Below are 23,650 nucleotides of genomic sequence, written 5' to 3'. Positions count from 1 at the left end.
TACAAATATCATCGCCCAGCCGGCACGCCGCGTCAAGCCCGCGGTGCGGCGGGTAGAATCCGGTCATGGCAGAACGAGGACGCCCCCGCACTTTCGACCGTGACGCCGCCTTGCGCAAGGCCATGGACCTGTTCTGGGAGAAAGGCTACGAAGGCACGTCGCTGGCCGACCTGACGGCCGCGATGGGCATCAACGCGCCCAGCCTGTACAGCGCCTTCGGCTCGAAGGAACAATTGTTCCGCGAGGCCGTCGCGCTCTACAGCAACGGCGAAGGCAGTTGCACGCATGTCGAGCTGATGCGCGCGCCCAGCGCGCGCGACGGCATCCAGAACATGCTGCTGGCGGCGGCGCGCGCCGGCACCCAGCCGGGCCGGCCGCGCGGTTGCATGATCGTGCTGAGCGCGGCCGCCGGCGCCGAAGGCCACGCCCCGGTGCGCAAGATGCTGTGCGACAGCCGGCGCCAGATGCAGGCCCTGATCCTGCAGCGGCTGCGCGACGGCGTGCGCCAGGGCGAGCTGCCGGCCGACGCCGACCTGCCCGCCCTGGCGGGCTTCTACGCCACGGTGCTGCACGGCATGGCGATCCAGGCGCGCGACGGCGCCTCGCGCAAGGCCCTGCAGCAATCGGCGCGGCTGGCCATGCACGCCTGGGACGCGCTGGCCGCGCCGGCCGCCTGAGCGCCGGCGCGCGGCTACCCGCGGCTCATTTGCCGCCGGCCCGGCCCTTGGCGGGCGGTGCTTTCGGCGGCTGGCGCATTTGCTGCAGCAACTGGGCACACTGGTTTTCTTCCGCCCCGGCGCTGGGCGCCACCAGAGCCAGCAGGCTGGCCACCGGGGTCAGCAGCACGCCCAGCGCCACGGCGCCCGCGCCGCGCGCGGCCAGCGGCAACACCTGCACGCCGGCCTGCGGGTCGCCGAAAGTGCCGCGCACATACAGTGGCGAGCGCAGCGAGAACAGGCGCACGCCCTTGCTGCGCGGCGTGATGTCCAGGTCCAGGGTCTCGTCCTTGAAATTGGCGTTGCCCTCGATCTGCACCAGGGCGTTCTCGGTATCGAACACGAACACGCGCGGCGTCATCACGCCGCGCTGCATCTGCAGGTCGGCCGCGCCGCAGTTGATCTTGACCTCTTCGTCGCCGAACAGCTTGCTGACCACGTAGTTGCCCACGTTCAGGCCGGCGATCTCCATCAAGGCGCGGCTGATGACGCCGTCGTTGATGAGCAGTCGTGTGTCGCCGCTGGCGCTGCCCAGCAGCGCCGCCACCGAATTGCCGGTGCCGGTGAGCGCGGCGTTGCCGTTGAGCTGGCCAAGCGCCCGCTGCATCGATTCCACCTTCGGAAACAACTGCTTCAGGCGCAGGCCGCGCGCGGCGATCTCGGCCTTGCCCGCCATCGGCGTGCGGCCGCCGTCCAGGCGCAGCTTGGTATCGATGGAGCCGCCCGCCATGCCGAAGCGCAGCGGGTCGAGCGTCAGCAGGCCGTTGTCCATGACGAGGTGGACGTCGAACTTGGTGATCGGCAGGTCTTCGTCGTAGATGATGCGGTCGGCCGTCAGGGTCACGTCGGCGTCCATGACGCGCCAGCGGTCGGTGCGGAATTCCTGGGTCGGCAGCACCTTGCCCGAGGCTGGCCGCTTCTTGTCGCCGGCGGCCGGCTTGCCAGACTTGGCGCCCGGCTGCACGCCCACCAGCGGGCCGAGGTCGCGCATGCGCAGCAGGCGCGAATTCAGCTTGCCCGCCAGCTTGGGGCGCGGCTCACCGGCCGTGAAGGTCAGGTCGCCATGCAGGTCGCTGGCGCCCACCTTGCCGTTGAAGTCGCGGTAGTGGAACACGGCGCCGCCCGGTTCGCGCAGGCGCGCGACCAGGCGGCCGTCGGTGGCGTAGCGCGGGGTGTCGGGCAGCGTCACGCCGGTCAGGGGATACAGGTCGGACATGGTGGCGCCCGACAGCTCCAGGCGCAGGTCCAGCGCGCCCAGGTTGGCCGGGTCGGTCAAGGTGCCCGCCAGCGCAATGCGCGTGTCGCCCACCGACACGTCGGCCTGCAAGGGGAACGGCAGGGTGGCGTCGCGCATCGCCAGCATGCCGCCGATCTTGCCCTCGCCACGCAGCGGCAAGCCCTTGTAGCGCCCTTTCACCTTCCAGCCAAAGACATAATCGGGCGGCGCGGCGCCCTGCCCGGCCGCGTCCGGTTGCGGGCCGTCCGTGTTGGCGTCCGGCTCCCTGGCGGCGGCTTGCTCTTTCCCGGCTTGCTCTTTCTGTTTCTGATCGTCCGCCTTGCTCTGTTTCTGATCGTCCGCCTTGCGGTCGGGCTTTTGCTGCTGCTGCGGGCCCGCCGGCTTGCCGGCGATGGCGGCGAAGGGGATGGGCTTGCCCAGCGGGTCGATCTGCGCCTCGACATCGGCGCGCAGGGTCTCGTCGCGGAACCGCACCTTGCCCTGGTCGAAGCCGATCTTGTCGATGTCCATGACCCAGGGCGACGGCTCGCCGCTTTCGGGCAGCGTGAACACCCAGTTGGCGCGGCCGTCCTTCAGGCGCTGCAGACTGGCGGCGGGCCCGGTCAGCTGGATCTGCCGGATCATCACGCGCCGCGCCAGCAGCGGCAATGGCGACAGGCTGAATTCGGCGCGTTGGAGCGTGGCCATGTGCGGGCCTTCGGCCCAGTCGGGGTTGCCGATGGCCACGTCCTCCATGGCGATACGCGGCCATGGCACCCAGCTGCGCCAGCCGGTCTCGTCGGCCGGGCGCCGCCATTGCACGGTCAGTTCGCCATTGATGGCGAAGGGCCGCCCGATAGCGGCCGACACGCGCTCGTTGATGGTGGGTTTGAGCTGGTTCCAGTCGAACAAGGCAACGACCAGCACCAGGGCCGCCACCAGCACGACCAGGGTGCCGCCCAGCCCGATCAGTACTTTCTTGGTACGCGTCATGGCCGCTGTTCCTTTGCCGGGCGCGCCCGATGCAGCCCGGCCTGACTATCAGGGTATAGGCGGATATGGGAATTTCTGCCAGCGAATGTGTGCGGATTTTTCCAAATCTGCCCGCCGGGGCCGGTTCGCCCTGGCGCCGCGACGCTAGGCGGGACGCACGAAGCGTGCCCGGGCCTGCTCGCATTCGGCGTGATGGTGGCAGCCGGGACTGTGGTCGTTGACCATGCCCACCGCCTGCATGAAGGCATATACCGTGGTCGGGCCGACGAATTTCCAGCCGAGTTTCTTCAGGTCTTTGGACATGGCCAGCGATTGCGCCGACACGGACACCGGCTGCGTTGCGCGCGGGCCGGCCGGCGCCTCGTAGCGCCACAAGTAGGCGCCCAGCGAGCCGTGCGCGGCGCGCATTTCCTGGGCGCGGCGGGCGTTGTTGATCACCGCCTCGATCTTGCCGCGGTGGCGCACGATGCCGGCATCGGCGACCAGCGCCTCGACCCGCGCCGCGCCGTAGCGTGCCACCTTGTCGATGTCGAAATCGGCGAAGGCGCGGCGGAACCCGTCGCGCTTGTCCAGGATGGTGCGCCAGCTCAGGCCTGACTGGAACCCTTCCAGGCATAGTTGCTCGAACAGGTCGCGGTCGTCGGCGACCGGCCGGCCCCATTCGCGGTCATGGTAGTCCCGGTAGCCCGGCGAATGGTCCAGCCAGGCGCAGCGCGGCAGGCCGTCCTGGAAATCGGTGCGCACGGTCATGCGGCTTCCTTGGCGATGAACGATACGCCGATGCTACTACGCCGCGGCGGGGTGTCCCGGATGCAGCGGACCTTGCGGATCGTTCTCGGCGTCGGGGCGCGGCGCCAGCGCGGGCAGGCCGAGGCGCGCGCGCAAGCGCTGGCAGTCCGGGTTGACGGAACCGTCGGGCTGCCACACCTCGAACTCGCGGCAGGGGGTGGGCCGCTGGGGATAGATGGCGCAGTGGATGCCGGGCTGCCCCAGTTCGCCGCGCAACGCGACGCAGCGCCCACCGCCCTGCTCGGTGCCGGCCATGCAGACGCGCAGCGGGCTGATGGACCGCACCAGCTCCACCGGCACGGTGCCGCCGTTTTCGCCGGCGACTTCGCCGCAGTAGAAGGACACGCGGAAATGGGCACAGCACGCGCCGCAATCCAGGCACGGATTGGCGGCGGCGTCGCCGCCCAGCATGGCGGGCGACACGAGGTCGACGGGGTTCGGCTCGAGCCGGGTCATGGGGAGGTTGCCAGCGGAATGGGCGCAAGAAACGCCGGCAGTGTAGCCAGCGGCGCGGCGGTTTTCAAGCCGGCCGCCGGCGGGCGAAGAATGGCGTCAGTTGTTGACGGTAATGCCCTCGGCGCGGATCAGGTCGCCCCATTTCCTGGTGTCGTCGCGGATGATGTCGCCAAACGCCTGCGGGGTGGTGGGCGACAGCTCCACGCCGGTGGAGTCGGCATAGGCCTTCAGTTCCGGCGAAGCCAGCACCTTCTGCAGGACGGCGTTCACTTCCGCCACCTTGTCGGCCGGCGTGTCCTTGGGGGCCAGCACGCCATACCAGTTGTTGGCATAGACATTCGGCACGCCCAGTTCATCGAAGGTAGGCACGTCCGGCAGCACCGGCGAGCGCTTCGGCGCGGCGATGGCCAGCGCCTTGACCTTGCCCCCCTTGATGTTGGACATCAGTCCCGACACGTCGCCGATGAACCCGGCGACCTGGCCGCCGATCGTGTCGGTGATGGCCGGGGCGGCGCCCTTGTAGGGCACGTGCAGGATGTTCGAGCCGGTGGCCAGCTTGAGCTGCACGATGGCCATGTGCGGCATGCTGCCCACGCCGGAGGAAGCCATCGACAGGCCGTCGCCCTTGGCGCGCGCCACGAAGGCCTTGGCGTCCCGGTCCGGGCTGCCCGGCCCCACCACCAGCACCTCGGGCACGGACACCAGCAGCGACACGGGCACGAAGTCCTTGGCGGGATCGTAGATCAGCTTGGGATACAGCGACGGGTTGATCGAGATCGCGCCCACGGAACTCAGGAACAGCGTCTGGCCGTCGGGACGCGCGCGCGCCACGTAGGTGGCGGCGATAGCGCCGTTGCCGCCCGGCTTGTTCTCGACCAGCACCGGGTGCTTCAGCTCTTTTTCCAGCTGCGCGGCCACCACGCGCGCCAGCGAATCGGCCGGTCCGCCGGCCGGGAAGGCCACCACCAGGCTGGTGGTCGAATCGGCGCGCGCGCCGGCGGCCGCCAGGGCCAGCAGGCCGGCGGCCAGCCGCATCAGCATGCGACTATGACGTGAACGGAACATGGTTTTCTCCTCTCTGGGTTATTGGAGTTGGATCGACGCTCAGCCGCCCGGGGCGCCTTGCGTGTTGACGAACAACGAATAAATGGACGTGCACGACGCCATGAACAGGCGGTTGCGGTGCTTGCCGCCGAAGCACAGGTTGGCGCAGCGCTCGGGCAGCGCAATGCGCCCCAGCAGCTCCCCGGCGGGCGAATAGACGCGCACGCCATCGAGCTCGGCGCTGCCCATGCCCCAGCCGCACCACAGGTTGCCCTCGATATCGACGCGGAACCCGTCGGGCGTGCCCTCGGCGGCGTCGAACAGCACGCGCGACGGCCCCAGCGCGCGGCCGTCGGCCGCCACGTCGAACACCAGGACGTTGCGCGGCCGCGCGCGCGACTCGATCACGTACAGGCGCCGCTCGTCGGGCGAAAACGCCAGGCCGTTGGGGCCGTTGACCGTATCGCACATGAGCGCGACCTCGCCGCTGTCCGGGTCGATGCGGTAGATGCCGGCGGGCAGTTCCTGCTCGGCCTTCTCGCCCTGGTAGTACCCGACAATGCCGAACGGCGGATCGGTGAACCAGATAGAACCGTCGGACTTCACCACCACGTCGTTGGGCGAGTTCAGGCGCTTGCCGCCATAGTGGTCGGCCAGCACGGTGATGCGCCCGTCGTGCTCCGTGCGGGTCACGCGGCGACCCAGGTGTTCGCAGGTGACCAGCCGCCCCTGGCGATCGCGCGTATTGCCGTTGGCATGGCCGGCGGCCGGCCGCCACACATGCGCTTGCTGGGTGATCTCGTCCCAGCGCATGATGCGGTCGTTGGGCACATCGCTCCATAGCAGGTAGCGCCCGTCGCCGAACCACACCGGCCCTTCGGCCCAGCGGCAGCCTGAGGCCAGCCGCTCCACCGCGGCCAGCGGCAGCACCAGCTTCTCGAAACGCGGGTCCAGCGCGATGACCGCCGGATCGGGATAGCGCCCGGGCGCGTCAGTCGCAGCGCGCACTCATGCCTCCGTCGACCACGAGTTCCGTGGCGGTGATGAAGCGGGCCTCGTCCGAGGCCAGGAACAGCGCCGCGTTGGCCGTGTCGAGGCCATCGCCCATGAACGGCAGCGGAATGCGCGCCTGGCGCTGCGCGAGCAGCTGCGCGACATCGCCGCCGGCGCGCTGGCCGGCCAGCCGGGCCTCCACCATGGGCGTATGCATCTGCCCGGGTATCACGGTATTGCAGCGGATATTCCGCTTCGCGTATTCCAGCGCGACCACTCTCGACAACTGGATCACGCCCGCCTTGGCGCTGGCATAGCCGACCTGGGCCGAACCGGTCCAGCGGATGCCCGAGGTCGAGGCCACATTGACGATGGCGCCGCCGCCCTGCGCCGTCATGTGCGGCAGCACGTGGCGGCAGCCCAGGTAGACGCTCTTGAGGTTGAAATCGATCTGGCGGTCCCAGGCCCGTTCGTCCAGGTCCACCGGCCCACCCTTGCGCGAGCCGCCGACGTTGTTGACCAGGATGTCGACCCGCCCCCATTGGTCCACGCAGGCCCGCACCAAGTCGCGCACCGCGTCCGAGGACGTGACGTCGGCGCGCCAGGTGGCGATCTCGCCGCCGGCTTCGCGCACCCGCGCCACGGTCTCCGCCATCGCGGCCTCGTCCAGGTCCACGGCAAACACGCGCGCGCCTTCCTGCGCGAACCGATAGGCGATGGCGCGGCCATTGCCCCAACCGGGCCCTACGCTGCCCGCGCCGGTCACGATCGCGATCTTGCCTTGCAGCCGTCCTGTCATGTGGTCTCCTCCTGTTGCGCGCGCCGCATTCAGCGGCCGAACTCGACGGTGCTGCCATCGGGCGGCTGCACGTCGAATACATTGATGGTCATCGAGATCAGCGTGTAGTAGCCGGCGATGCCGACCAGGTCGACCACGCCGTCCTTGCCCAGCACCTCGGTGGCTTCCCGGTACAGCGCGTCGCCGACGCGGCGGGTCTCCAGCAATTCGCGCACGAAGCGGTAGACCAGCTCCTCGTCGCGCGCCGTGAAGCGCGGCGCGGCGCCCAGGCGGATCTGCTCGGCGGCTTCCGCGTCCAGGCCCTCCCGCAGGGCGATAGGGTGATGGGCCCACCATTCGAACGGCGCGCGCCACCATGCCGCCATGACCAGGATGGCCAGCTCGGACAGGCGCGGCGGCAGGCTGGAGTCGTAACGGCAATACTGCCCCAGCGCCTGCGCGTGCTCGGCCAGCCCGGGACGATGCAGCCAGATCGCCAGCGGCCCGCGCACCCTGCCGCGCGGGCCGCTGGCGATGGCATCGTGGACGCGACGCTGGTGCGCCGACATGTCGTGCACTTCGGGGGGATCCATTCTGGCCATGCTCAAGCCTCGCGGTTCGGCGGCACCAGGCGGAACATGGTGCGCTTGGTGTTGATGAAATTGGGGCGCACGCGGCTGCTCCAGTCGGTCGCGCGCACCGCCAGCCAGGCCGGCGAGCCGAAGGTCTCGCGGCTGGCCAGGTCATAGCAGGCGTAATAGCGCGGCGAACCCGCGCGGGCCAGGTAGCGGCGCGCGCGCACGGTGCCCGGCACCGCGGCCAGGCCGGGCAGGTGCTCGGTCTCGTACCAGCGGTCGAAGTCGTCCTCGGCCCCGGGCTGGATGTCGGTCTCGACCACATAGAACCACGGCGCGGGCTGGCCGGCTGCCTGGCCGGCCACGTCGGTGGTCAAGTCCAGCGCGACGGCTTCGGCCCCCGGATAGGACGCGCGCAATGCCACCAGCAAGGGCGCCGGATCGGCAGGCGCGGCCAGCATGGCGTAGGTCTCGGCGTGATCGGCGGCGTGGTACAGCGCCAGTCGCGCCGGATCCACGCCGGCCAGGGCGGCGTGCAGCTCCGCGCGGGAAGCGGCCGCTTGCGGAATCTTGATCAACAGGTGGTGCATGGCCAATGCTCGCGGGGTCGGAATCAGGGTTGGAAGCGATACAGGCGGTCCGGGTTGTCCACCAGGATGCGCGATCGCAGGGCCGCGTCGGGACACAGCCGCAGGAAGGTATTGAGCAACTCGCCGTCGTCCGGCATGTCGCCCGCCACATTGGGATGTGGCCAGTCGGTGCCCCACAGCAGGCGCTCCGGCATCGCCTCCAGCAGCGCGGCCACCAGCGGCTCGGCATCGTGGAACGGCCGCGCGCCGCTGCTCGATACGCGGTCCAGCCCGGAGATCTTCACCCAGGCGTGCGCATGGTCGCGCAGCGCGAGCAGCGCGCGGAAGGCCGCGCTGTCGACGCCCTGCTGCGCCGGCACCCGCCCCATGTGGTCGATCACGAACGGCACCGGCAGGGTTCGCAGGCGCGGCAGCAGGTCGATCAGCGAGGCGTGGTCCGAATGAATGCAGACATGCCAGCCGAACGGCGCGATGCGCGGCGCCACCCGGGCCAGCTCGTCCCAGCCGGCATTGGCCAGGTGCGCCACGAAGTTGAAGCGCACGCCGCGCACGCCGCGGCGGTCCAGCTCGGCGATGCGCCGCTCGTCGGCGTCGGGCGCCAGCAGGGCGACCGCCCGGTACTGCCCCGCGCCCTGGTCGAGCGCGTCCAGGGTGGCCGACATGTCGTAGCCATGACAGCCCGGCTGCACGATCACGCCGCGGGCAAAGCCCAGCCGCCGGTGCAGCGCCCGCACCCACTCGAATGGCGCGTCGGGCGGCGTATACGGGCGGTCCGCCGCATAGGGGAAGACGTCGGCCGGCCCGAACACGTGGAAATGGCTGTCGCAGGCATGCGCCGGCAGCGCGTGGCTGGGCGGCGTGACTTCAGCGAGCGGAGGCGCGCAATCAGGCATGGGAAACCGTGTGGTTGACGAGAATCCCGCATGATGCGCAGCCTGTGCGGCCCCGGCAATGTGTCCCGGCTGACTTCTGATATAGAAAAAACGTATACCATTGGCGCCATGGATCTCAAGCAAATCCGCTACTTCATCATGGCCTGCGAAATGCGCAGCCTGTCCCGCGCCGCCGAGGTGCTGGGCCTGTCGCAGCCGTCGCTCAGCCGCCAGATCCAGTTGCTGGAGGCCGAGTTGCGGCACCACTTGCTGCTGCGCACCGGCCGCGGGGTCGAGCCCACCCCGGCCGGGCTGCGTTTCCTGGCGCACGCCAAGGCGCTCGACGCCATGGCGCAGCAGGCCAGGCAGGACATGCGCGCCTTCGCGCCGCCGACGCAGCACAAGGTGCGGCTCGGCATGCCGCACCGCGTGGCGCGCCGGCTGGCGCCGCACATCGTGCAGTCGTTCCGCCGCCAGCACCCCGGCGCGGCCCTGGCGCTGGCCGAAGGGCTCAGTTCCGAGATGAACGAGTGGCTGGCCAAGGACCGCGTCGACCTGGCGCTGCTGTACGACCCGCCGCCCTCTTCGCTGGTGCGCTACGAATCCGTCTACCGCGAGGACCTGGTGCTGGCCTACGGCAGGGCCTGCCGTCCCGCACCGCCGCCGCGCGTGCGCGCCCGCGACCTGGGCGATTACCCGCTGGTGCTGCCCAGCGCGCCCAACACCATCCGCATGCTGGTCGACCGGACCTGCCGCGAACTCAACGTGGCGCTCAATGTGGTGGCCGAGGTCGACGTGGTGCACACCATCCTCGAGACCATGACGGACGACAACATCTACACGATCCTGCCGCGCTCGGCCCTCAATGACATGCCGGGCCAGACCTACCTGACCTGCTCGGAAATCGTCGACCCCACCATCATGAACAACCTTACCCTCGCCACGCCGGCCGACCGCCCGCTGCCGGCGGCGGTCGAGGCCGCCGCCGCGATCATCCGCGCGCTGGACATAAAGCGGCTGTTCGCCTGAGCGGCCGCCGGCCGGCGCCCATCAGCCGAGCACCGATACCGCCTTGATCTGCGCCCAGGCGTGCGTGCCGGGCGCCAGCCGCAGCTGGTCGCGCGAATAGCGGGTGATGCGGGCCAGCAGCGGCGTGCCGCCGGCGTCCAGGCGCACCAGGATGTGATCGGGGTTGTCGGCCGGCGCCATGTCCAGCACGCGCACCGGTATGACATTGACGATGCTGCTGCCTGCGGGATGCGCCAGCGCCACGCTCACGTCGCGCGCCTTGACCGCCAGCCGCGCCGGGCTGCCCGGCGGCAGGCCGGCGTGCACGACACGCAGGCAGGCGCTGCTGCCGGGCAGGCCCACCGACATCAACCGGTACTGCGGGTCGAATTCCGCCACGGTGCCATCCACCACCACCGTGGCGTCTTCGGCCATGGCCAGCGGCAGGTCCAGCCGCGCCAGCGTCTGCCCGATGGGCCCGCTGGCCACGGCGCGCCCCTCATGCAGCAGCACCAGGTGGTCGGCCAGCCGCGCCACTTCCTGCGGCGCGTGGCTGACGTAGACCACCGGAATATCCAGTTCGTCGTGCAGGCGCTCCAGGTACGGCAGGATCTCCTGCTTGCGCGCCTGGTCCAGGGAAGCCAGCGGCTCGTCCATCAGCAGCAGCCGCGGGCTGGTCAGCAGGGCACGGGCAATCCCGACCCGCTGGCGCTCGCCGCCGGACAACTTGGCCGGCATGCGCGCCAGCAGGTGGCCGATGCCCAGCAACTCGACCGCCTGCTCCAGCTCGACGCGGCGCGCCGCCGCCGGCACCCGCTTCAGCCCGAACTGCAGGTTGCGCAGCACCGTCAGGTGCGGGAACAGGCTGGCTTCCTGGAATACATAGCCCAGCGGCCGCCGGTGGGTCGGCACCGCGACGCCCTGCCGCGAGTCCAGCCAGACTTCGTCATTGACGCGCAAGTAGCCGCGCGCGGCCGGTTCCAGCCCCGCCAGGCAGCGCAGGCAGGTGGTCTTGCCCGAGCCGGAATGCCCATACAGCGCGGTCACGCCGCGCCCGGGCAGGCGCAGGTCCACGTCCAGCGAAAAGTCGGCATATTCCACGCGGAAGCGGGCTTCGATGGCGGCGGAAATCTCGGCGCCCGGCGGACGGATGGAGGTGCGGTGGTCCATGGCGGGCTACAGCGCGGCCACGGCGCGGCGCCGCGTGTACAGCAGCAGCAGGACCACGAACGAGAACACCACCATGCCGCCGGCCAGCCAGTGCGCCCGGGCATATTCCAGCGCCTCGACGTGATCGAATATCTGCACCGACACGACGCGGGTCCTGCCTTCGATGTTGCCGCCGATCATCAGCACCACGCCGAACTCGCCCACCGTATGCGCGAACCCCAGGATGCCGGCCGTAATGAAGCCGGGCCGGGCCAGCGGCAGCACCACCGAGAAGAAGCAGTCGCGCGGGCTGGCGCGCAACGTGGCGGCGGCCTCGAGCGGGCGCGCGCCGATCGCCTCGAAGGCGTTCTGCAACGGCTGCACCACGAACGGCAGCGAATACACCACCGAGCCGACCACCAGCCCGGCGAAGGTGAACGGCAGCACGCCCAGGCCGAGCGCCTGGGTGACCTGCCCGACCGCGCCGTGCGGCCCCAGCAGCACCAGCAAGTAGAAGCCCAGTACCGTGGGCGGCAGCACCAGCGGCAGCGCCACTACCGCCCCGACCGGACCTTTCAGGCGCGAGCGCGTGCGCGCCAGCCACCAGGCGATGGGCGTGCCGACGATCAGCAGCAGGACGGTGGTCAGCGAGGCCAGCTTTATGGTCAGCCAGATCGCCGCCAGGTCCGATGAATCCAGGTGCATGGGGTGGTCCGTGTGCCCTATTGCGCGGAAACCTCGTAGCCGTACGACTGGATGATGCGGGCCGCCTCGGGGCCTTTCAGGTAGTCGACGAAGGCCTGGGCGGCGGGATTGTCCCGGCCTTGCGCGAGGATAACAGCGTCCTGCCTGATCGGGTCGTGCATCGACCCCGGCACCCGCCAGGCCGAACCGGCGGCCAGCTTGCCGTCTTTATAGATTTGCGACAGCGCCACGAAGCCCAGTTCGGCGTTGCCGCTGGCCACGAACTGGTACGCCTGCGCAATGCTCTGGCCCTCGACGATCTTCGGCTTGATGGCGTCGGCCAGGCCCAGCCGGGCCAGCACCTGGGTGGCCGCCAGCCCGTAGGGTGCGGCCTTGGGGTTGGCGATCGACAGGTGCCTGAACCCGCCCTGCTTCAGTACCGCCCCCTGGTCATCCACATAGCCTTCCCTGGCCGACCACAGCGCCAGGGTGCCCACCGCATAGGTGAAGCGCGAGCCCGGCACGGCCTGGCCCTCGGCCTCGAGCCGGGCCGGCCGGTCGTCGTCGGCCGCCAGGAACACGTCGAACGGCGCGCCGTTCTTGATCTGCGCATAGAACTGCCCGGTGGCGCCGAACGAGGCCACCGCCTTGTGGCCAGTGGCCTGCTCGAACTGCCTGGCGATGGCCTGCATGGGCGCGGTGAAATTGGCGGCCACGGCGACCTGGACTTCGGCCGCCGCGGCGGATGCCGCCAGGGTGATGGCGGCCAGGGACAAGGCAAGACGCAAGCGGTGGGGACGCATGGAAGCTCCGGTGCAGTAGAGGGATCGGTTTCGTTATGTAGTTAACTATATAACGAAATCCGGCAGCTGCCCGCCGCAAGCTCTTGGGGGGAATCAAGGAAAGCCGAAGCCCGCTTGAGCGTGCGGGCAAGCCGCCCCGGCATGGCAAACCCCAGTATTATTTTTAAACAATAATGCTTATCATCTGCGTTTTGATTACTTGAAGACGGAGATCATGGTGCGACAGGCATCCGCAAGCCGCGCAAGCGCGAAAAGACGCAGAAGCGCAGTCATCAAGGGTGCGCTGGCCGGCGGGGCGGCGCTCTATGCGGCAGGCGCGGCGGCGCAGGCGCCGGATCCGGACGCGGCCGCCGCCACCCTGTTGCCGGCCATCACGGTGTCCGGCGCCGCGGCGGCCATGGACGAGGCGCCCGCGCCGATCGCCGGCGGCCAGCTCGGCAGCGGCGCCCGCATGGGCATCCTCGGCAACACGTCGGTCATGGATACGCCCTTCAGCGTCACCAGCTACACCGCCCAGACCATCGAGAACCAGCAGGCGCGTTCGGTGGCCGACGTAGCCACCACCGACCCGTCGGTGCGCATGGGCAGCGCCCGCTCCAACATCAACGAAGACCTCACCATCCGCGGCTTCACCGTCCCCACCGCGGACTTCGCGCTGAACGGCATGTTCGGGCTGGCGCCCTACTGGCGCGCCCCGGTTGAGACGCTGGAGCGGGTGGAGATCATCAAGGGCCCGTCCGCGGCGCTGTTCGGCATGACGCCCGGCGGCAGCGTGGGCGGGGTCGTCAATCTCGTGCCGAAACGCGCGACCGACGAACCGATCACCCGCATCACGGGCAGCGTGTCGTCGGACTCGGTGTTCGGCGTGCATGCGGACATCGGCCGCCGCTTCGGTCCCGACAACGCTTTCGGCATACGCATCAACGCCATGACCCGCGACGGCGACACGCCGATCAAGGACCAGTCCACGCGCGAAAGCCTGGCGTCCCTGGCGCTGGACTACCGGGGAGAGGCGCTGCGCGCATCGCTGGACCTGCTGTGGCAGAAGGAGCGCATCGACAACGTGGTGCGCCAGTTCCAGCTGGGTCCAACGTTGACGTCCATCCCCGAGGCGCCGAGCAACAACAACCCCTACCCCGGCCTGGGCTGGAGCGACGGCTGCAATGGCTCGGGCGTCTTCAAGGTCGAATACGACCTGAACGAGCACATTACCGCCTACGCCGGCTACGGCCAGCGCAAGCTGAACTGGGATTCGATCGCCGCCAATCCCGTGCTGCTGAATACCCAGGGCGATTATTCCTACTTCGGCGGCTGGCAACGGATGACGGTCGACAGCAAGTCGACCGAGGCCGGACTGCGCGGCAGGTTCTCCACCGGGCCGGTGAGCCACAACGTGGCCTTCAGCTACACCAGGCTGGACCAGGACCAGCGGCTGGGCTTCTACACGGGCTATCCGGGCGGCAGCTCCAACATCTACTCGGGCGATGTGTTCGACACCCCCTCCACGGCCGGCATCGACAACCCGCTGCAGCGCTACCTGCGCACGAAGCTGACCAGCTATGCCCTGGCGGACACGATGTCGTTCATGCAGGACCAGTTGCAACTGACCCTGGGCGTGCGCCGGCAGCAAGTGGCCGGCCAGGACTACAACTTCATGACCGGCGAACCCAGCGGGTCCTACTACGACAAGCGCGCCACTACACCCTTCGCCGGCGTCGTGTTCAAGGTGCGGCCCGACATCTCGCTGTACGCCAGCTATGTCGAAGGCCTGTCGCGCGGCGATACCGCGCCCACCAGCGCGGCCATCAGCAACCCCGGCGAGTCCCTGCCGCCGTTCAAGTCCAAGCAGAAAGAGCTCGGCGCCAAGTTCAACCTGAACGACGACATGCTGGCCACGATCAGCCTGTTCGAACTGACCCGGCCCAGTTCCGGCATCTCCGGCAATACCTTCGGCGTCTTCGGCGAACAGCGCAACCGCGGCGTCGAAGCGACCTTCGCCGGCGAGGTGGCGCGCGGCGTGCGGCTGCTGGGCGGCATCAGCTACATCGACGGCGTCATCACCAAGGCCGCGACGGCCGACCTGGAAGACAAGAAGGCGATCGGCGTGCCCGACTGGCAATTCAACCTGGGGGCCGAATGGGACACGCCGTTCGTGCCGGGCCTGACGCTGACCGGGCGCGTCATCTACACCGCCAGCACCTACGCCGACGCCGCCAACACGCTGTCCGTTCCCAGCTGGACCCGGGTCGACGCCGGCGCGCGCTACGAGACGAAGATCAGCGGCAAGCCCGTCACCTTCCGCCTGAACGTGGAGAACCTGTTCGACCGGGACTACTGGGGCACCGCGACCGCCGGCTACCTGTTCGTGGGCGCGCCGCGCACCTACACGCTGTCGGCCAGCATCGGCTTCTGAGGACGCTCGCATGTCTACCCATACATGGTCGTGGATCCACAAATGGAGCAGCCTGGTCTGCACCGTCTTCATGCTGCTGCTGTGCCTGACCGGGCTGCCGCTGATCTTCCACGAGGAAATCGAGCACCTCACGGGCGTGGTCGAGGCCCCGCCCATGCCCGCCGGCACGCCGAACGCCAGCCTGGACCGGATCGCGCAAGCCGCCCTGGAACGCCGCCCGGGCGAGGTCATCCGCTACATGTTCTGGGAGCAGGACGAGCACCCCGACATCACGTACGTATCGATGGCCAGCGCCATCGACGCGCCGCCCGAGGAAAACAACGCCGTCATCGTCGATTCGCGCAGCGCCCAGGTACTGGACGAGCCCAAGACCGATGAAGGCTTCATGTACGTCATGCTCAAGCTCCACACGGACATGTTCGCGGGGCTGCCGGGCATGCTGTTCCTGGGCTTCATGGGCCTGCTGATGGTAGTGGCCATTGTCTCGGGGGTGGTGCTGTACTACCCGTTCATGCGCCGCCTGAAGTTCGGCGCGCTGCGCACCCGGCGCAGCGCGCGCGTCAAGTGGCTCGACTGGCACAACCTGCTGGGCATCGTCACGGTCGTATGGCTGACGGTCGTAGGCCTCACGGGCACCATCAACACGCTGAACCGGGTCATCCTCGGCCTTTGGCAAATGGACCAGATGGCCGAAATGACGGCGCCCTACCGTGGCCTGCCGCCCGTGACCCAGCCCGCGCACCTCGAACAGTCCATCCGCGCCGCCCGCGCCGCGGTGCCCGACATGACGGTCAGCCTGGTCGCCTTTCCGGGAACGATGTTCTCCAGCCCGCATCACTACACCTTCTTCCTGAAGGGCAGCACGCCGGTGACGGCGCGCCTGCTCAAGCCGGCCCTGGTCGATGCCACGACCGGCAAGCTGACCGATACGCGCGACATGCCCTGGTACGTGAAGACCCTGTTCCTGTCGCAGCCGCTGCATTTCGGCGACTACGGCGGCCTGCCGCTGAAGCTGCTGTGGGCGGTGCTGGACATTTTCGCGATCGTCGTGCTGGGCAGCGGCGTGTACTTGTGGCTGCGCAAGCCCAAGGCGGCGGTTGCCAAGGCGCATGCCGGCAACCCGCCGGAGCCCGCGCATGCGCTGCGCCAGGCCAACACCAACGAGGCCGCGCCATGACCCGCCATGATTCGCGCCAGGCGCGCACCGACCACCTGCAATCGGCGCGCGAGGTGTTCCGTATCCCGATCTGGCTGGGGGCCGCTTCCACCATCGGCCTGGTGTCGGCGCTGTTGGGCGATGACGCCTGGGACGCGCTGTCGTGGCTGGCCATACTGGCCCCGGTCGCGGCGGTGATCCTGGCGTGGCGCAGGCGCGCCAGCTAGGGGCCCATGCCGCGCGCCCCTGGCGCGGACAGGCCGTGCGCCGGCGGCCGGGTTCGGCCGCCCTCGTCCGCCGCGTGCCGCCGCCATTGTTGAGCAAGCTTAAATAGTCTTGCCAAGTTTGGCGGGATTTTTTCGTCGACCGCGACTGCTAGTCTGTGCCCCGTGGAATCTACAGCGCGCAACCCCTCGGGTGGCGCGCCCGATGCAACCACAGCATCGCCGCTATCCTGGAGAGACAGCATGGCCAGCCTGACGATCAATGGGCGCGAGCTTGATGTACAAGCCGCTCCCGACACCGCACTGTTGTGGGTATTGCGCGAACATCTCGGCCTGGTCGGCACGAAGTTCGGCTGCGGCGCGGGCCTGTGCGGCGCTTGCACCGTACACCTCGACGGCACGGCGGTGTTCGCCTGCCTGACGCCGCTGGAAAGCGCGCTGGGCCGCTCCGTGACGACAATCGAGGGCCTGTCGCCGGACGGCGGCCATCCCTTGCAGAAGGCGTGGATCGCTGAGCAAGTGCCGCAATGCGGCTACTGCCAATCGGGGCAGATCATGCGGGCCGCCGCCTTGCTGCAAGCCCGGCCCCAGCCCTCGCGCGAGGAAATCGTCGACGCCATGGCGGCCAACCTGTGCCGTTGCGGCACCTACCAGCGGATTGTCCGCGCCGTCGAACGCGCGGCGCAGGAGGTCTCGTCATGACGCTGGCCGCCGAAGTGTCGCGCAGGGGCTTTCTACGCGCCACGGGCGCGCTGAGTTTCGCCGTGCTGGCGGAAGGAGCCGTCCGGGTGCTCGTGGGCAAGGCCATGGCGCAGGAGGCCGCCGCGCCGCCGGCCAATGCCTGGGTCACGATCGGCCCCGACAATACCGTCACCATCCGCTTCGGATCGACCGAGATGGGACAGGGCGTGATGACTTCGCTGCCCATGATCCTGGCCGAAGAGCTCGATGCCGACTGGACCCGGGTGCGCGTGCAGCAGCTCGACCAGGGGCCGGCCAGCGTCTACGGGAATCCGGATACCGGCGGCATGCTGTTCACCGCCGGCAGTTCATCCGTGGCGGGCTACTTCAACATCATGCGGCGCGCGGGCGCCGGCGCGCGCCGCATCCTGGTCTACTCCGCCGCCGCGGCCTGGAACGCGCCGGCGGCCGAAGTGACGACCGAGCCGGGCGTCGTGGTGCACCCGCCCAGCGGGCGCCGCATGACGTTCGGCGAAGTCGCCGCCCTGCCGCGGATCATCAGCCAGGTTCCCGAGATCGCCGATTCCGACCTGAAGCCGCGCGCGGCGTATCGATTGCTCGGCACGGATCTCGAGCGTCGCGATATTCCCGGCAAGGTCCGGGGCGCGGCGCTGTATTCGATCGATGTGCGGCTGCCGGGAATGGTCTACGCCGCGCAGCTGCTGGCTCCCGTAGAGGGCGAATCGCCCGTGTCGGTGGACCATGCCGGGGTAACGGCCTGGGACGGCGTGGTCGATGTGGTCACCTTGCCCCATTCGGTGGTGGTGGTCGCCGAGCGCTGGGAAACGGCGCTCAAGGCAAGGGCCGCGTTGAAAGTGGAGTGGAGCAGGACGTCGCCGTTTCGTTCGGCGGACAGCGCCGCCGAACGCGCCGCCACGCTGCAGGCCGCGGACGACATGCAGCGCACGGCGGTCACCTGGGCGCAGCGCGGGGATGCCGTGGCCGCCTTGGGCGACCAGCAGCATCGGCTGGTCGAAGCCAGCTTCACCACGGAATACCTCTATCACGGGCAAATGGAACCGCTCAATGCCGTGGCCGCGGTCGACGCCGACGGCAAGGGCGCCGAAATCTGGCTGGGCACGCAAAGCCAGTCCATATCGATCGGCGTGGCGGCGCAGACACTGCAGACCACTCCGGACCGCATCCGTTTCCATGCCATGCAGATGGGCGGTGCCTTTGGCCGCCGGACGTTCTTCGCGCGCGACAACCTGCGCGACACCCTGCTGCTGTCGCGCCAGCTAAAACGGCCGGTCAAGTTGATATGGACCCGCGAAGACGACGTCAAGAACGGCTGGCTGCGACCGATTACCGCGCACCGCATGCAAGCCACGCTGAACAAGAACGGCGAAGTCGCGGCGTTCCGTCATCGCGTCGCCAGCCCGTCGATCCTGGAGTACGCCGCGCCGTCGCGCTGGCAGGGCGCGCAGAACCGCGACCTGTTGGTCATGGAAGGGGCGGAAAGCCTGGACTACGACATCCGCGACTACCTGGCGGAGCATGTCATCCTGGAACGCGGCGCGCGCGTCTCGGCCTGGCGCGGTATCGGCTGGGCGCCCAACTGCTTCGCCCGCGAATGTTTCATCGACGAACTCGCCGCGGCGGCCCACAGCGACCCGGTTGCCTTCCGGCGGCGCCTGCTCGCCAACAGCCCGCGCGGCCGCGCGGTGCTGGACGCCGTGGTCGCCATGTCGGACTTCGGCAAGGCGCCGGCCGGGCGGGCGCATGGCCTCGCCTTCGCGGGCTACAAAGCCACGCTGGGCGCCGGCGTGGCCGAGATATCCCTGGCCCCGGAAACAGGACAGATCCGGGTTCACCGCTTCTGGGCAGCCGTCGATCCCGGCATCGCCATCCATCCCCGGAACCTGGAAGCCCAGGTCGAAGGCGGCGTGATCTTCGGCCTGTCCGGCCTGTTGAAAGAACGCATCGATGTCGCCGCCGGCGAAATCCGCCAGAGCAACTTCTATGACTACCAGCCGCTGCGCATGCACGAGGCGCCGGAAGTCCAGGTCCGGATTGTCGAATCCGGCGCCATGCCATCGGGCGCGGGCGAGATCGGCGTGCCCATGACCGGCGGCGCCGTCGCCAACGCCTTCCATGCGCTGACCGGCAAGCGTATACGCGCCATGCCGTTCACGCCGGAGCGCGTCCAGGCCTTGCTGCGCGCGTGACCTCCGGCGGGCGCCGCCGGCGGCGCTGGCTCCTGGCGCAGTATCATCATTCACCGTCCAGGCCGGACTTTTTCCACATGGAATATCCGGCCGGCTTCTTGGTGCATCGACACATCAGCTACCGTGCAAGCCTTTCGCCGCCCCAGACGCTTCCTGTCCCGCTGCGCCGCGAGCGCGGCCGTGTTGCTGGCAGCCGCGGCCTGCACCGGCACCGGCCATGACGCCCCCGCGGCTCGCCAGGTCTCTTTCGACGCCTATCGGCAGGACACGGTACGGCTCCTGCAACAACGCCGCATTTACCAAAGCCCGGACCCCGCGCTCGAGATCGACTGGAACGCCCCGCGGGAATGGCGCCCCCGGGCACAACCGCGCGGCGGCATCTTGCTGGTGCATGGGCTGGGAGACTCGCCCTGGTCGTTCCGCGACATTGGCGAACAGTTGGCCGCGGCCGGCTTCCTGGTGCGCACCGTCCTGTTGCCCGGCCATGGCACACGTCCCGACGACCTGCTGGACGTCACCCTGGAGGATTGGCGCCGGGTCGTGGACGAGCAGGCCCGGGCATTGCGGCGCGAGGTAAAGCCGGTCTACCTGGGCGGGTTCTCGACCGGCGCGAACCTGGTCGTCGAGTATGCCTATGCCAACCCGGACGTGGCGGGCTTGCTGCTTTTCTCTCCCGCCTTCATGTCCAACAGCGCCTACGATTGGCTGGCGCCGCTGATCGCCTGGGCGCGGCCCTGGCTGCGCGAGCCCGATGGCATCCGCCCGATGCAGAATGCCGTGCGCTACATGACCGTGCCCACCAACGGTTTCGCGCAGTTCTACCGCAGCAGCCGCCGGGCCCGCCAGGCGCTGGCCAGCGGACCGTACGGCAAGCCTGTATTGATGGTGGTGGCAGAGCACGATTCCGTGCTGGACACCGCCTACCTGGCGCAAGGCTTCAGCGCCCAGTTCACGCATCCCGCCAGCCGCCTGGTCTGGTATGGCGACAAGCAAGACGGCTTCGGCCGCGACCCGCGGGTGCTGGTTCGCACCGATTACCTGCCTGACTTGCGGATCAGCCAGTTTTCCCACATGGGCCTGCTGTTTTCACCTGGCAATGCGCTATACGGCGCCGCCGGCAGCCTGCGGCTGTGCTGGAATGGCCAGTCCGACGCCGCGCGCGCGGATTGCGAGCGCGGCGCTGCGGTATGGTATTCCGACTGGGGCTATATCGAGGAAGGGAAAGCGCACGCCCGGCTGACGTTCAATCCCTACTTCGAGTGGCAGGGCGGCGTCATGCGGCAGGTGCTGGGCAATGTCGCGCCGGACACTCGCGCTTCCCTTGCGCCATAGAATCGCCCGGCGCCGGCGTTGTTGCCCGCCCCGGCACGCCGCGATGAGCCGACGCGGGTTCCGCCGCAGCGATAACTAGAGAGCCTTCCATGGACCGCTTCGTCGCATTGCAGTTGTTCAATCGGATCGTCGAACTCGGCAGTTTCACGGAAGCGGCCGAAATGATGAATATTCCGCGCGCCACGGCCACCCATGCGATCAAGCAGCTGGAAAGCCGCCTGGGCGCGCGCCTGCTGGACCGCACCACCCGCCAGGTCAAGCCGACCGTGGACGGGCAAGCCTTCTACGAGCGCAGCCGGCGCGTACTGGCCGACCTGGAGGATGCCGAATCCTCCATCAGCACCCACGTCGCCAACCCCCACGGCACCTTGAGACTGGACCTGCACGGCGCGCATGCCACGACGATCATCCTGCCGCGCATCGGCGAATTCAGGGCGCGCTATCCCCACATCAACGTGGTGCTCAGCAGCGGAGACCGCCTGGTCGACCTCGTCAGGGAAGGCATCGACTGCGTCGTGCGCGCGGGCCAGCCGCGCGACTCGTCATTGGTCGCCAGGAAGCTGGCGAACCTGCCGGAGATCATCTGCGCCAGCCCGGACTACCTGGCCCGGCACGGCACGCCGCAGCATCCCAGCGACCTGGAGCGGCACCAGGGCATTGGCTTCTTCTCACGGGGCAACGACTACCGCTATCCCTTTTCCGTCATCGTCGACGGGACGCGGCAGGAATTCGAGGCCAGCGGCTGGATGTCGGTCAGCGACGCGGAGTGCTATACCAGCGCGGCCCTGGCCGGCTGCGGGCTGATCCAAGTGCCGCGCTTCCGCCTGGAAGAGCACCTGCAGGCGGGCAGATTGGTCCAGGTCCTGGAGCAATGGGCGTGCCCCGACTTGCCTGTCAGCGCGCTGTACCCGTCGCACCGCCAGCTTTCCCCGCGGGTCCGCGTCTTCGTGGACTGGCTGTGCGAGCTGTATGCCACGAAATTCGGCAGGCTGGAATGAGATCAGAACTACGAAAGACCCAAGGGCGTCTGGCGGCCACCCTGGCGGTATGGACGGAACAGATATCGATCGCTGGACGCGGCGCGCACCCGACTACGAACTACTGGCGCGTAAGCGCCAAGCAATGCTGGCGAGCACCAGCATGCTGCCGGTGCGTTGTGGCGGCCTGCGTCGACATACTGGAGCGGCCGACTGAAGCTGCAGTGCTAGGCGCAAGCGCCTGGCGACGGGCCCATCGGGGGTAGCGCGGGCCGGTAGGTTCCGAGGCCCATTTCAACCACTCAACTCTACCTCAAAGGTTTCCATGGCAAAGGAATCTTCGGCGCTAGAGAGTTCGCAGGTGAGCGTGAGGTCAATTGGGTTTGGTGATCCAGTATCGACGGTAGAGCTTGTTGAAGAAGCGCGAGCGGTCAAATCGCCAAATGATGCGGTTAATCTCATCCATGACTTTTGCGAAGCTGGGCCGGTAAGATAGATTGCTGCCTCGATCACAAAACCACCGGCGGTAGCAGCGGTCAGCGTGCCACCAACAAGCAACGCATTAGACGGGCCGAGCCGGAGCCTGAAAGCTTTCGTTCCATTAGTTCCCGAAATCGTGCCAGAACCACGGACTCGGATAGCCTTCCCTTTATAGATAGACCCAGGAGTACACGTCAGCCGGTTAGCGGCAATCGTGTACGTGCGAACCGTCGTCTCAACCGTAGATCCGGAAACCGACGTGCTGTCGTGATCAACATACACTTGCTCGTACGACTGAGCATACGCTTCGTTAGTCGCAGGCAGAAGAACCTGCCCTGTCTGCAGCCGCATGTTATCCACATTGGCGTCGACCGTGCCTGTATTCCATTCAACGTTGCTGGGGGCGAAAACAACGGCGCCTAGACGTGAAGAAATCGCAACCGTGTTCCTTTTGAAATTTGATCCGTTCGCGTTAACTCTCGCGTTCACAGTAGCGTTAATAGCAAACGTATTGTCTTCATAGGACACAAAATCAGAGTGCCCCGTAGAGCCCTCCTGCGCGAGGAACCCGACATTGCAGTGCGAAATGAGGGGCCCCTGTCCAGCTGATCCGGCGCTCTGACTTCCAATGTCATGCTTAGTCAAAAATAGTGATCGGATTCCAGTATAGGCAGTACTGGGAATCCCACCGTAAATCCATCCTCCCTTAACCTCTAAAAAGGAGTGCAATCCAGAGATGCCGTATCCACACCCAGAAGTATGAACGTTCTCACAACGTAGGCACCCTTCTACGACTGCGATACCTCCCCCTCGATAGTCTTGGAACTTTATGTCGCGAACGATCGCTCTAAACCCACCCCGAAAATTGAAGGCAACGGCGTTCGCACCGCGCCCGTCAAAAAGAGCGCCAGGTGTAGGTCGGGAATTGTTGACAGGGTCATAGCCGACATCCGGCCCTTCGAAAATCACATAGTTGCCATTTAGGACCGTATCCTTCGCCTTAGGGCTATCGCCGGGCGTTTGATCCGTATCTAATGCGGGGCCGACTACAAGTCGATTTGTCACGCCGTCAAGATAGGTCCCCGCTCTAAGCTTTACGCGCCAGGTGCCGCCAAGCACAGGACCATAATTCAGCAGAATCGAACCTATCCTGTCGACGGAAATCGCGTTGGCATACGCCAAACCATCAGCCGTGGCCGATGCTCCCGAAGGCCGCACGTAAATAACATTGATGTTGCCCTCTACCGGATCGACGTGAAATAAGTCGCTGCCACGTTTAACCACTCCGGGCCCCACGTGGCGGACTGAGTGAAATTCCGGAATATTGGCATCGGACACATAGGTCCCTACCGGCCAGAAAAGTCGCGCACCCGCCGAACTTGCTGCTGAAACAGCTGCAACGATGCCGCTTTGATTGCTGGTTACGCCATCGACCGGAGTGGTTATGAACTCACGCACAGACAGAATTCCATCGAGGGGCATCGCATACTCCG

22 protein-coding genes are annotated in these 23,650 nt (G+C 67.9%); 9 read left to right on the top strand and 13 right to left on the bottom strand.

The annotated features are described in order from the left end of the window. The first annotated feature begins 65 nt into the window (after positions 1-65). Positions 66-677, top strand: a complete 612-nt coding sequence (locus ACKTT0_RS12725) for a TetR/AcrR family transcriptional regulator (protein WP_407850238.1) — start codon at positions 66-68, stop codon at positions 675-677. 25 nt (positions 678-702) lie between these two features. Here the strand turns inward: ACKTT0_RS12725 and ACKTT0_RS12720 are convergent, their stop codons facing one another. The 9 genes from ACKTT0_RS12720 to ACKTT0_RS12680 form a co-directional block, all read right to left on the bottom strand. Continuing rightward, positions 703-2,925, bottom strand: a complete 2,223-nt coding sequence (locus ACKTT0_RS12720) for an AsmA family protein (protein WP_407850237.1) — start codon at positions 2,923-2,925, stop codon at positions 703-705. A 144-nt stretch (positions 2,926-3,069) separates the two neighbouring features. Next, positions 3,070-3,675: a DNA-3-methyladenine glycosylase I gene (locus ACKTT0_RS12715; RefSeq protein WP_407850236.1), complete on the bottom strand. Its 606-nt coding sequence runs from the start codon at positions 3,673-3,675 to the stop codon at positions 3,070-3,072. Positions 3,676-3,711: 36 nt separating this feature from the next. Then, complete coding sequence (locus ACKTT0_RS12710) at positions 3,712-4,170, bottom strand: YkgJ family cysteine cluster protein (RefSeq protein WP_407850235.1); 459 nt, start codon at positions 4,168-4,170, stop codon at positions 3,712-3,714. 96 nt (positions 4,171-4,266) lie between these two features. Beyond that, on the bottom strand, positions 4,267-5,235 hold the full coding sequence (locus ACKTT0_RS12705; RefSeq protein WP_407850234.1) for a Bug family tripartite tricarboxylate transporter substrate binding protein: 969 nt from the start codon (positions 5,233-5,235) through the stop codon (positions 4,267-4,269). Positions 5,236-5,274: 39 nt separating this feature from the next. Continuing rightward, positions 5,275-6,222: an SMP-30/gluconolactonase/LRE family protein gene (locus ACKTT0_RS12700; RefSeq protein ID WP_407850233.1), complete on the bottom strand. Its 948-nt coding sequence runs from the start codon at positions 6,220-6,222 to the stop codon at positions 5,275-5,277. Continuing rightward, positions 6,206-7,006: an SDR family NAD(P)-dependent oxidoreductase gene (locus ACKTT0_RS12695; protein WP_407850232.1), complete on the bottom strand. Its 801-nt coding sequence runs from the start codon at positions 7,004-7,006 to the stop codon at positions 6,206-6,208. Before ACKTT0_RS12695 ends, ACKTT0_RS12700 begins: the two co-directional genes overlap by 17 nt. 29 nt (positions 7,007-7,035) lie before the next feature. Then, on the bottom strand, positions 7,036-7,587 hold the full coding sequence (locus tag ACKTT0_RS12690) for a carboxymuconolactone decarboxylase family protein (protein WP_407850231.1): 552 nt from the start codon (positions 7,585-7,587) through the stop codon (positions 7,036-7,038). Positions 7,588-7,589: 2 nt separating this feature from the next. Continuing rightward, positions 7,590-8,150 carry a hypothetical protein gene (locus tag ACKTT0_RS12685; RefSeq protein WP_407850230.1) on the bottom strand — a complete coding sequence of 187 codons (561 nt, stop codon included), beginning with the start codon at positions 8,148-8,150 and terminating at the stop codon, positions 7,590-7,592. A gap of 23 nt (positions 8,151-8,173) precedes the next feature. Then, on the bottom strand, positions 8,174-9,043 hold the full coding sequence (locus tag ACKTT0_RS12680) for an amidohydrolase family protein (protein WP_407850229.1): 870 nt from the start codon (positions 9,041-9,043) through the stop codon (positions 8,174-8,176). Between the two features lie 108 nt (positions 9,044-9,151). Between ACKTT0_RS12680 and ACKTT0_RS12675 the strand changes: the two genes are divergently transcribed. Next, positions 9,152-10,051 (top strand): LysR family transcriptional regulator, encoded by a 900-nt coding sequence (locus ACKTT0_RS12675; protein ID WP_407850228.1) that lies wholly within the window; start codon positions 9,152-9,154, stop codon positions 10,049-10,051. 21 nt (positions 10,052-10,072) lie between these two features. Here ACKTT0_RS12675 and modC read toward each other — a convergent pair whose 3' ends face one another. Genes modC through modA form a run of 3 tightly spaced genes read right to left on the bottom strand, consistent with a single transcriptional unit; the run spans position 10,073 to position 12,666 of the window. Beyond that, positions 10,073-11,200 carry a molybdenum ABC transporter ATP-binding protein gene (gene modC, locus ACKTT0_RS12670; protein WP_407850227.1) on the bottom strand — a complete coding sequence of 376 codons (1,128 nt, stop codon included), beginning with the start codon at positions 11,198-11,200 and terminating at the stop codon, positions 10,073-10,075. Positions 11,201-11,206: 6 nt separating this feature from the next. Next, positions 11,207-11,884 carry a molybdate ABC transporter permease subunit gene (modB, locus tag ACKTT0_RS12665; RefSeq protein WP_407850226.1) on the bottom strand — a complete coding sequence of 226 codons (678 nt, stop codon included), beginning with the start codon at positions 11,882-11,884 and terminating at the stop codon, positions 11,207-11,209. A gap of 17 nt (positions 11,885-11,901) precedes the next feature. Beyond that, positions 11,902-12,666, bottom strand: a complete 765-nt coding sequence (gene modA, locus ACKTT0_RS12660) for a molybdate ABC transporter substrate-binding protein (RefSeq protein WP_407850225.1) — start codon at positions 12,664-12,666, stop codon at positions 11,902-11,904. Positions 12,667-12,880: 214 nt separating this feature from the next. On the opposite strand from modA, the gene ACKTT0_RS12655 reads away from it, so the two are divergent. The 7 genes from ACKTT0_RS12655 to ACKTT0_RS12625 all read left to right on the top strand — a co-directional run bounded on the left by ACKTT0_RS12655 (position 12,881) and on the right by ACKTT0_RS12625 (position 21,698). Continuing rightward, on the top strand, positions 12,881-15,079 hold the full coding sequence (locus ACKTT0_RS12655) for a TonB-dependent receptor (RefSeq protein ID WP_407850224.1): 2,199 nt from the start codon (positions 12,881-12,883) through the stop codon (positions 15,077-15,079). A 10-nt stretch (positions 15,080-15,089) separates the two neighbouring features. Beyond that, positions 15,090-16,256: a PepSY-associated TM helix domain-containing protein gene (locus ACKTT0_RS12650; protein ID WP_407850223.1), complete on the top strand. Its 1,167-nt coding sequence runs from the start codon at positions 15,090-15,092 to the stop codon at positions 16,254-16,256. Continuing rightward, the gene (locus ACKTT0_RS12645) at positions 16,253-16,462 is read left to right on the top strand and encodes a hypothetical protein (protein WP_407850222.1); all 210 of its coding nucleotides are present in this window, start codon (positions 16,253-16,255) and stop codon (positions 16,460-16,462) included. The genes ACKTT0_RS12650 and ACKTT0_RS12645 overlap by 4 nt, the downstream gene beginning before the upstream one ends. A 240-nt stretch (positions 16,463-16,702) precedes the next feature. Continuing rightward, positions 16,703-17,161 (top strand): (2Fe-2S)-binding protein, encoded by a 459-nt coding sequence (locus ACKTT0_RS12640; protein WP_407850221.1) that lies wholly within the window; start codon positions 16,703-16,705, stop codon positions 17,159-17,161. After that, a complete protein-coding gene (locus ACKTT0_RS12635; RefSeq protein ID WP_407850220.1) occupies positions 17,158-19,368 on the top strand; it encodes a xanthine dehydrogenase family protein molybdopterin-binding subunit in 2,211 nt (736 codons plus the stop codon). Before ACKTT0_RS12640 ends, ACKTT0_RS12635 begins: the two co-directional genes overlap by 4 nt. Before the next feature lie 180 nt (positions 19,369-19,548). Next, entirely contained in the window at positions 19,549-20,700 is a 1,152-nt protein-coding gene (locus ACKTT0_RS12630) for an alpha/beta hydrolase (RefSeq protein ID WP_407850219.1), read from the top strand. An 89-nt stretch (positions 20,701-20,789) separates the two neighbouring features. Then, the gene (locus ACKTT0_RS12625; protein ID WP_407850218.1) at positions 20,790-21,698 is read left to right on the top strand and encodes a LysR family transcriptional regulator; all 909 of its coding nucleotides are present in this window, start codon (positions 20,790-20,792) and stop codon (positions 21,696-21,698) included. 273 nt (positions 21,699-21,971) lie between these two features. Here the strand turns inward: ACKTT0_RS12625 and ACKTT0_RS12620 are convergent, their stop codons facing one another. Next, positions 21,972-23,639: a hypothetical protein gene (locus ACKTT0_RS12620; protein WP_407850217.1), complete on the bottom strand. Its 1,668-nt coding sequence runs from the start codon at positions 23,637-23,639 to the stop codon at positions 21,972-21,974. Positions 23,640-23,650: the final 11 nt, after the last annotated feature.

This window comes from Bordetella saccharivorans, from assembly GCF_045862855.1.
GTDB classification, from domain to species: Bacteria; Pseudomonadota; Gammaproteobacteria; order Burkholderiales; family Burkholderiaceae_B; genus Bordetella_A; species Bordetella_A petrii_F.
Note: the sequence above shows the minus strand (reverse complement) of the source record. Positions and strands in the feature narration are given on the sequence as shown.

What these genes read in the sequence shown, in the direction of transcription:
- ACKTT0_RS12625 (WP_407850218.1), top strand. Translation starts at nt 20,790, where the DNA reads ATGGACCGCTTCGTCGCATTGCAGTTGTTCAATCGGATCGTCGAACTC.
- ACKTT0_RS12705 (WP_407850234.1), bottom strand. Translation starts at nt 5,235, where the DNA reads ATGTTCCGTTCACGTCATAGTCGCATGCTGATGCGGCTGGCCGCCGGC.
- ACKTT0_RS12635 (WP_407850220.1), top strand. Translation starts at nt 17,158, where the DNA reads ATGACGCTGGCCGCCGAAGTGTCGCGCAGGGGCTTTCTACGCGCCACG.
- ACKTT0_RS12690 (WP_407850231.1), bottom strand. Translation starts at nt 7,587, where the DNA reads ATGGCCAGAATGGATCCCCCCGAAGTGCACGACATGTCGGCGCACCAG.
- ACKTT0_RS12695 (WP_407850232.1), bottom strand. Translation starts at nt 7,006, where the DNA reads ATGACAGGACGGCTGCAAGGCAAGATCGCGATCGTGACCGGCGCGGGC.
- ACKTT0_RS12620 (WP_407850217.1), bottom strand. Translation starts at nt 23,639, where the DNA reads ATGCCCCTCGATGGAATTCTGTCTGTGCGTGAGTTCATAACCACTCCG.
- ACKTT0_RS12685 (WP_407850230.1), bottom strand. Translation starts at nt 8,150, where the DNA reads ATGCACCACCTGTTGATCAAGATTCCGCAAGCGGCCGCTTCCCGCGCG.
- ACKTT0_RS12640 (WP_407850221.1), top strand. Translation starts at nt 16,703, where the DNA reads ATGGCCAGCCTGACGATCAATGGGCGCGAGCTTGATGTACAAGCCGCT.
- modB (WP_407850226.1), bottom strand. Translation starts at nt 11,884, where the DNA reads ATGCACCTGGATTCATCGGACCTGGCGGCGATCTGGCTGACCATAAAG.
- ACKTT0_RS12675 (WP_407850228.1), top strand. Translation starts at nt 9,152, where the DNA reads ATGGATCTCAAGCAAATCCGCTACTTCATCATGGCCTGCGAAATGCGC.
- ACKTT0_RS12715 (WP_407850236.1), bottom strand. Translation starts at nt 3,675, where the DNA reads ATGACCGTGCGCACCGATTTCCAGGACGGCCTGCCGCGCTGCGCCTGG.
- ACKTT0_RS12680 (WP_407850229.1), bottom strand. Translation starts at nt 9,043, where the DNA reads ATGCCTGATTGCGCGCCTCCGCTCGCTGAAGTCACGCCGCCCAGCCAC.
- ACKTT0_RS12720 (WP_407850237.1), bottom strand. Translation starts at nt 2,925, where the DNA reads ATGACGCGTACCAAGAAAGTACTGATCGGGCTGGGCGGCACCCTGGTC.
- ACKTT0_RS12725 (WP_407850238.1), top strand. Translation starts at nt 66, where the DNA reads ATGGCAGAACGAGGACGCCCCCGCACTTTCGACCGTGACGCCGCCTTG.
- ACKTT0_RS12650 (WP_407850223.1), top strand. Translation starts at nt 15,090, where the DNA reads ATGTCTACCCATACATGGTCGTGGATCCACAAATGGAGCAGCCTGGTC.
- ACKTT0_RS12655 (WP_407850224.1), top strand. Translation starts at nt 12,881, where the DNA reads ATGGTGCGACAGGCATCCGCAAGCCGCGCAAGCGCGAAAAGACGCAGA.
- ACKTT0_RS12645 (WP_407850222.1), top strand. Translation starts at nt 16,253, where the DNA reads ATGACCCGCCATGATTCGCGCCAGGCGCGCACCGACCACCTGCAATCG.
- ACKTT0_RS12710 (WP_407850235.1), bottom strand. Translation starts at nt 4,170, where the DNA reads ATGACCCGGCTCGAGCCGAACCCCGTCGACCTCGTGTCGCCCGCCATG.
- modA (WP_407850225.1), bottom strand. Translation starts at nt 12,666, where the DNA reads ATGCGTCCCCACCGCTTGCGTCTTGCCTTGTCCCTGGCCGCCATCACC.
- modC (WP_407850227.1), bottom strand. Translation starts at nt 11,200, where the DNA reads ATGGACCACCGCACCTCCATCCGTCCGCCGGGCGCCGAGATTTCCGCC.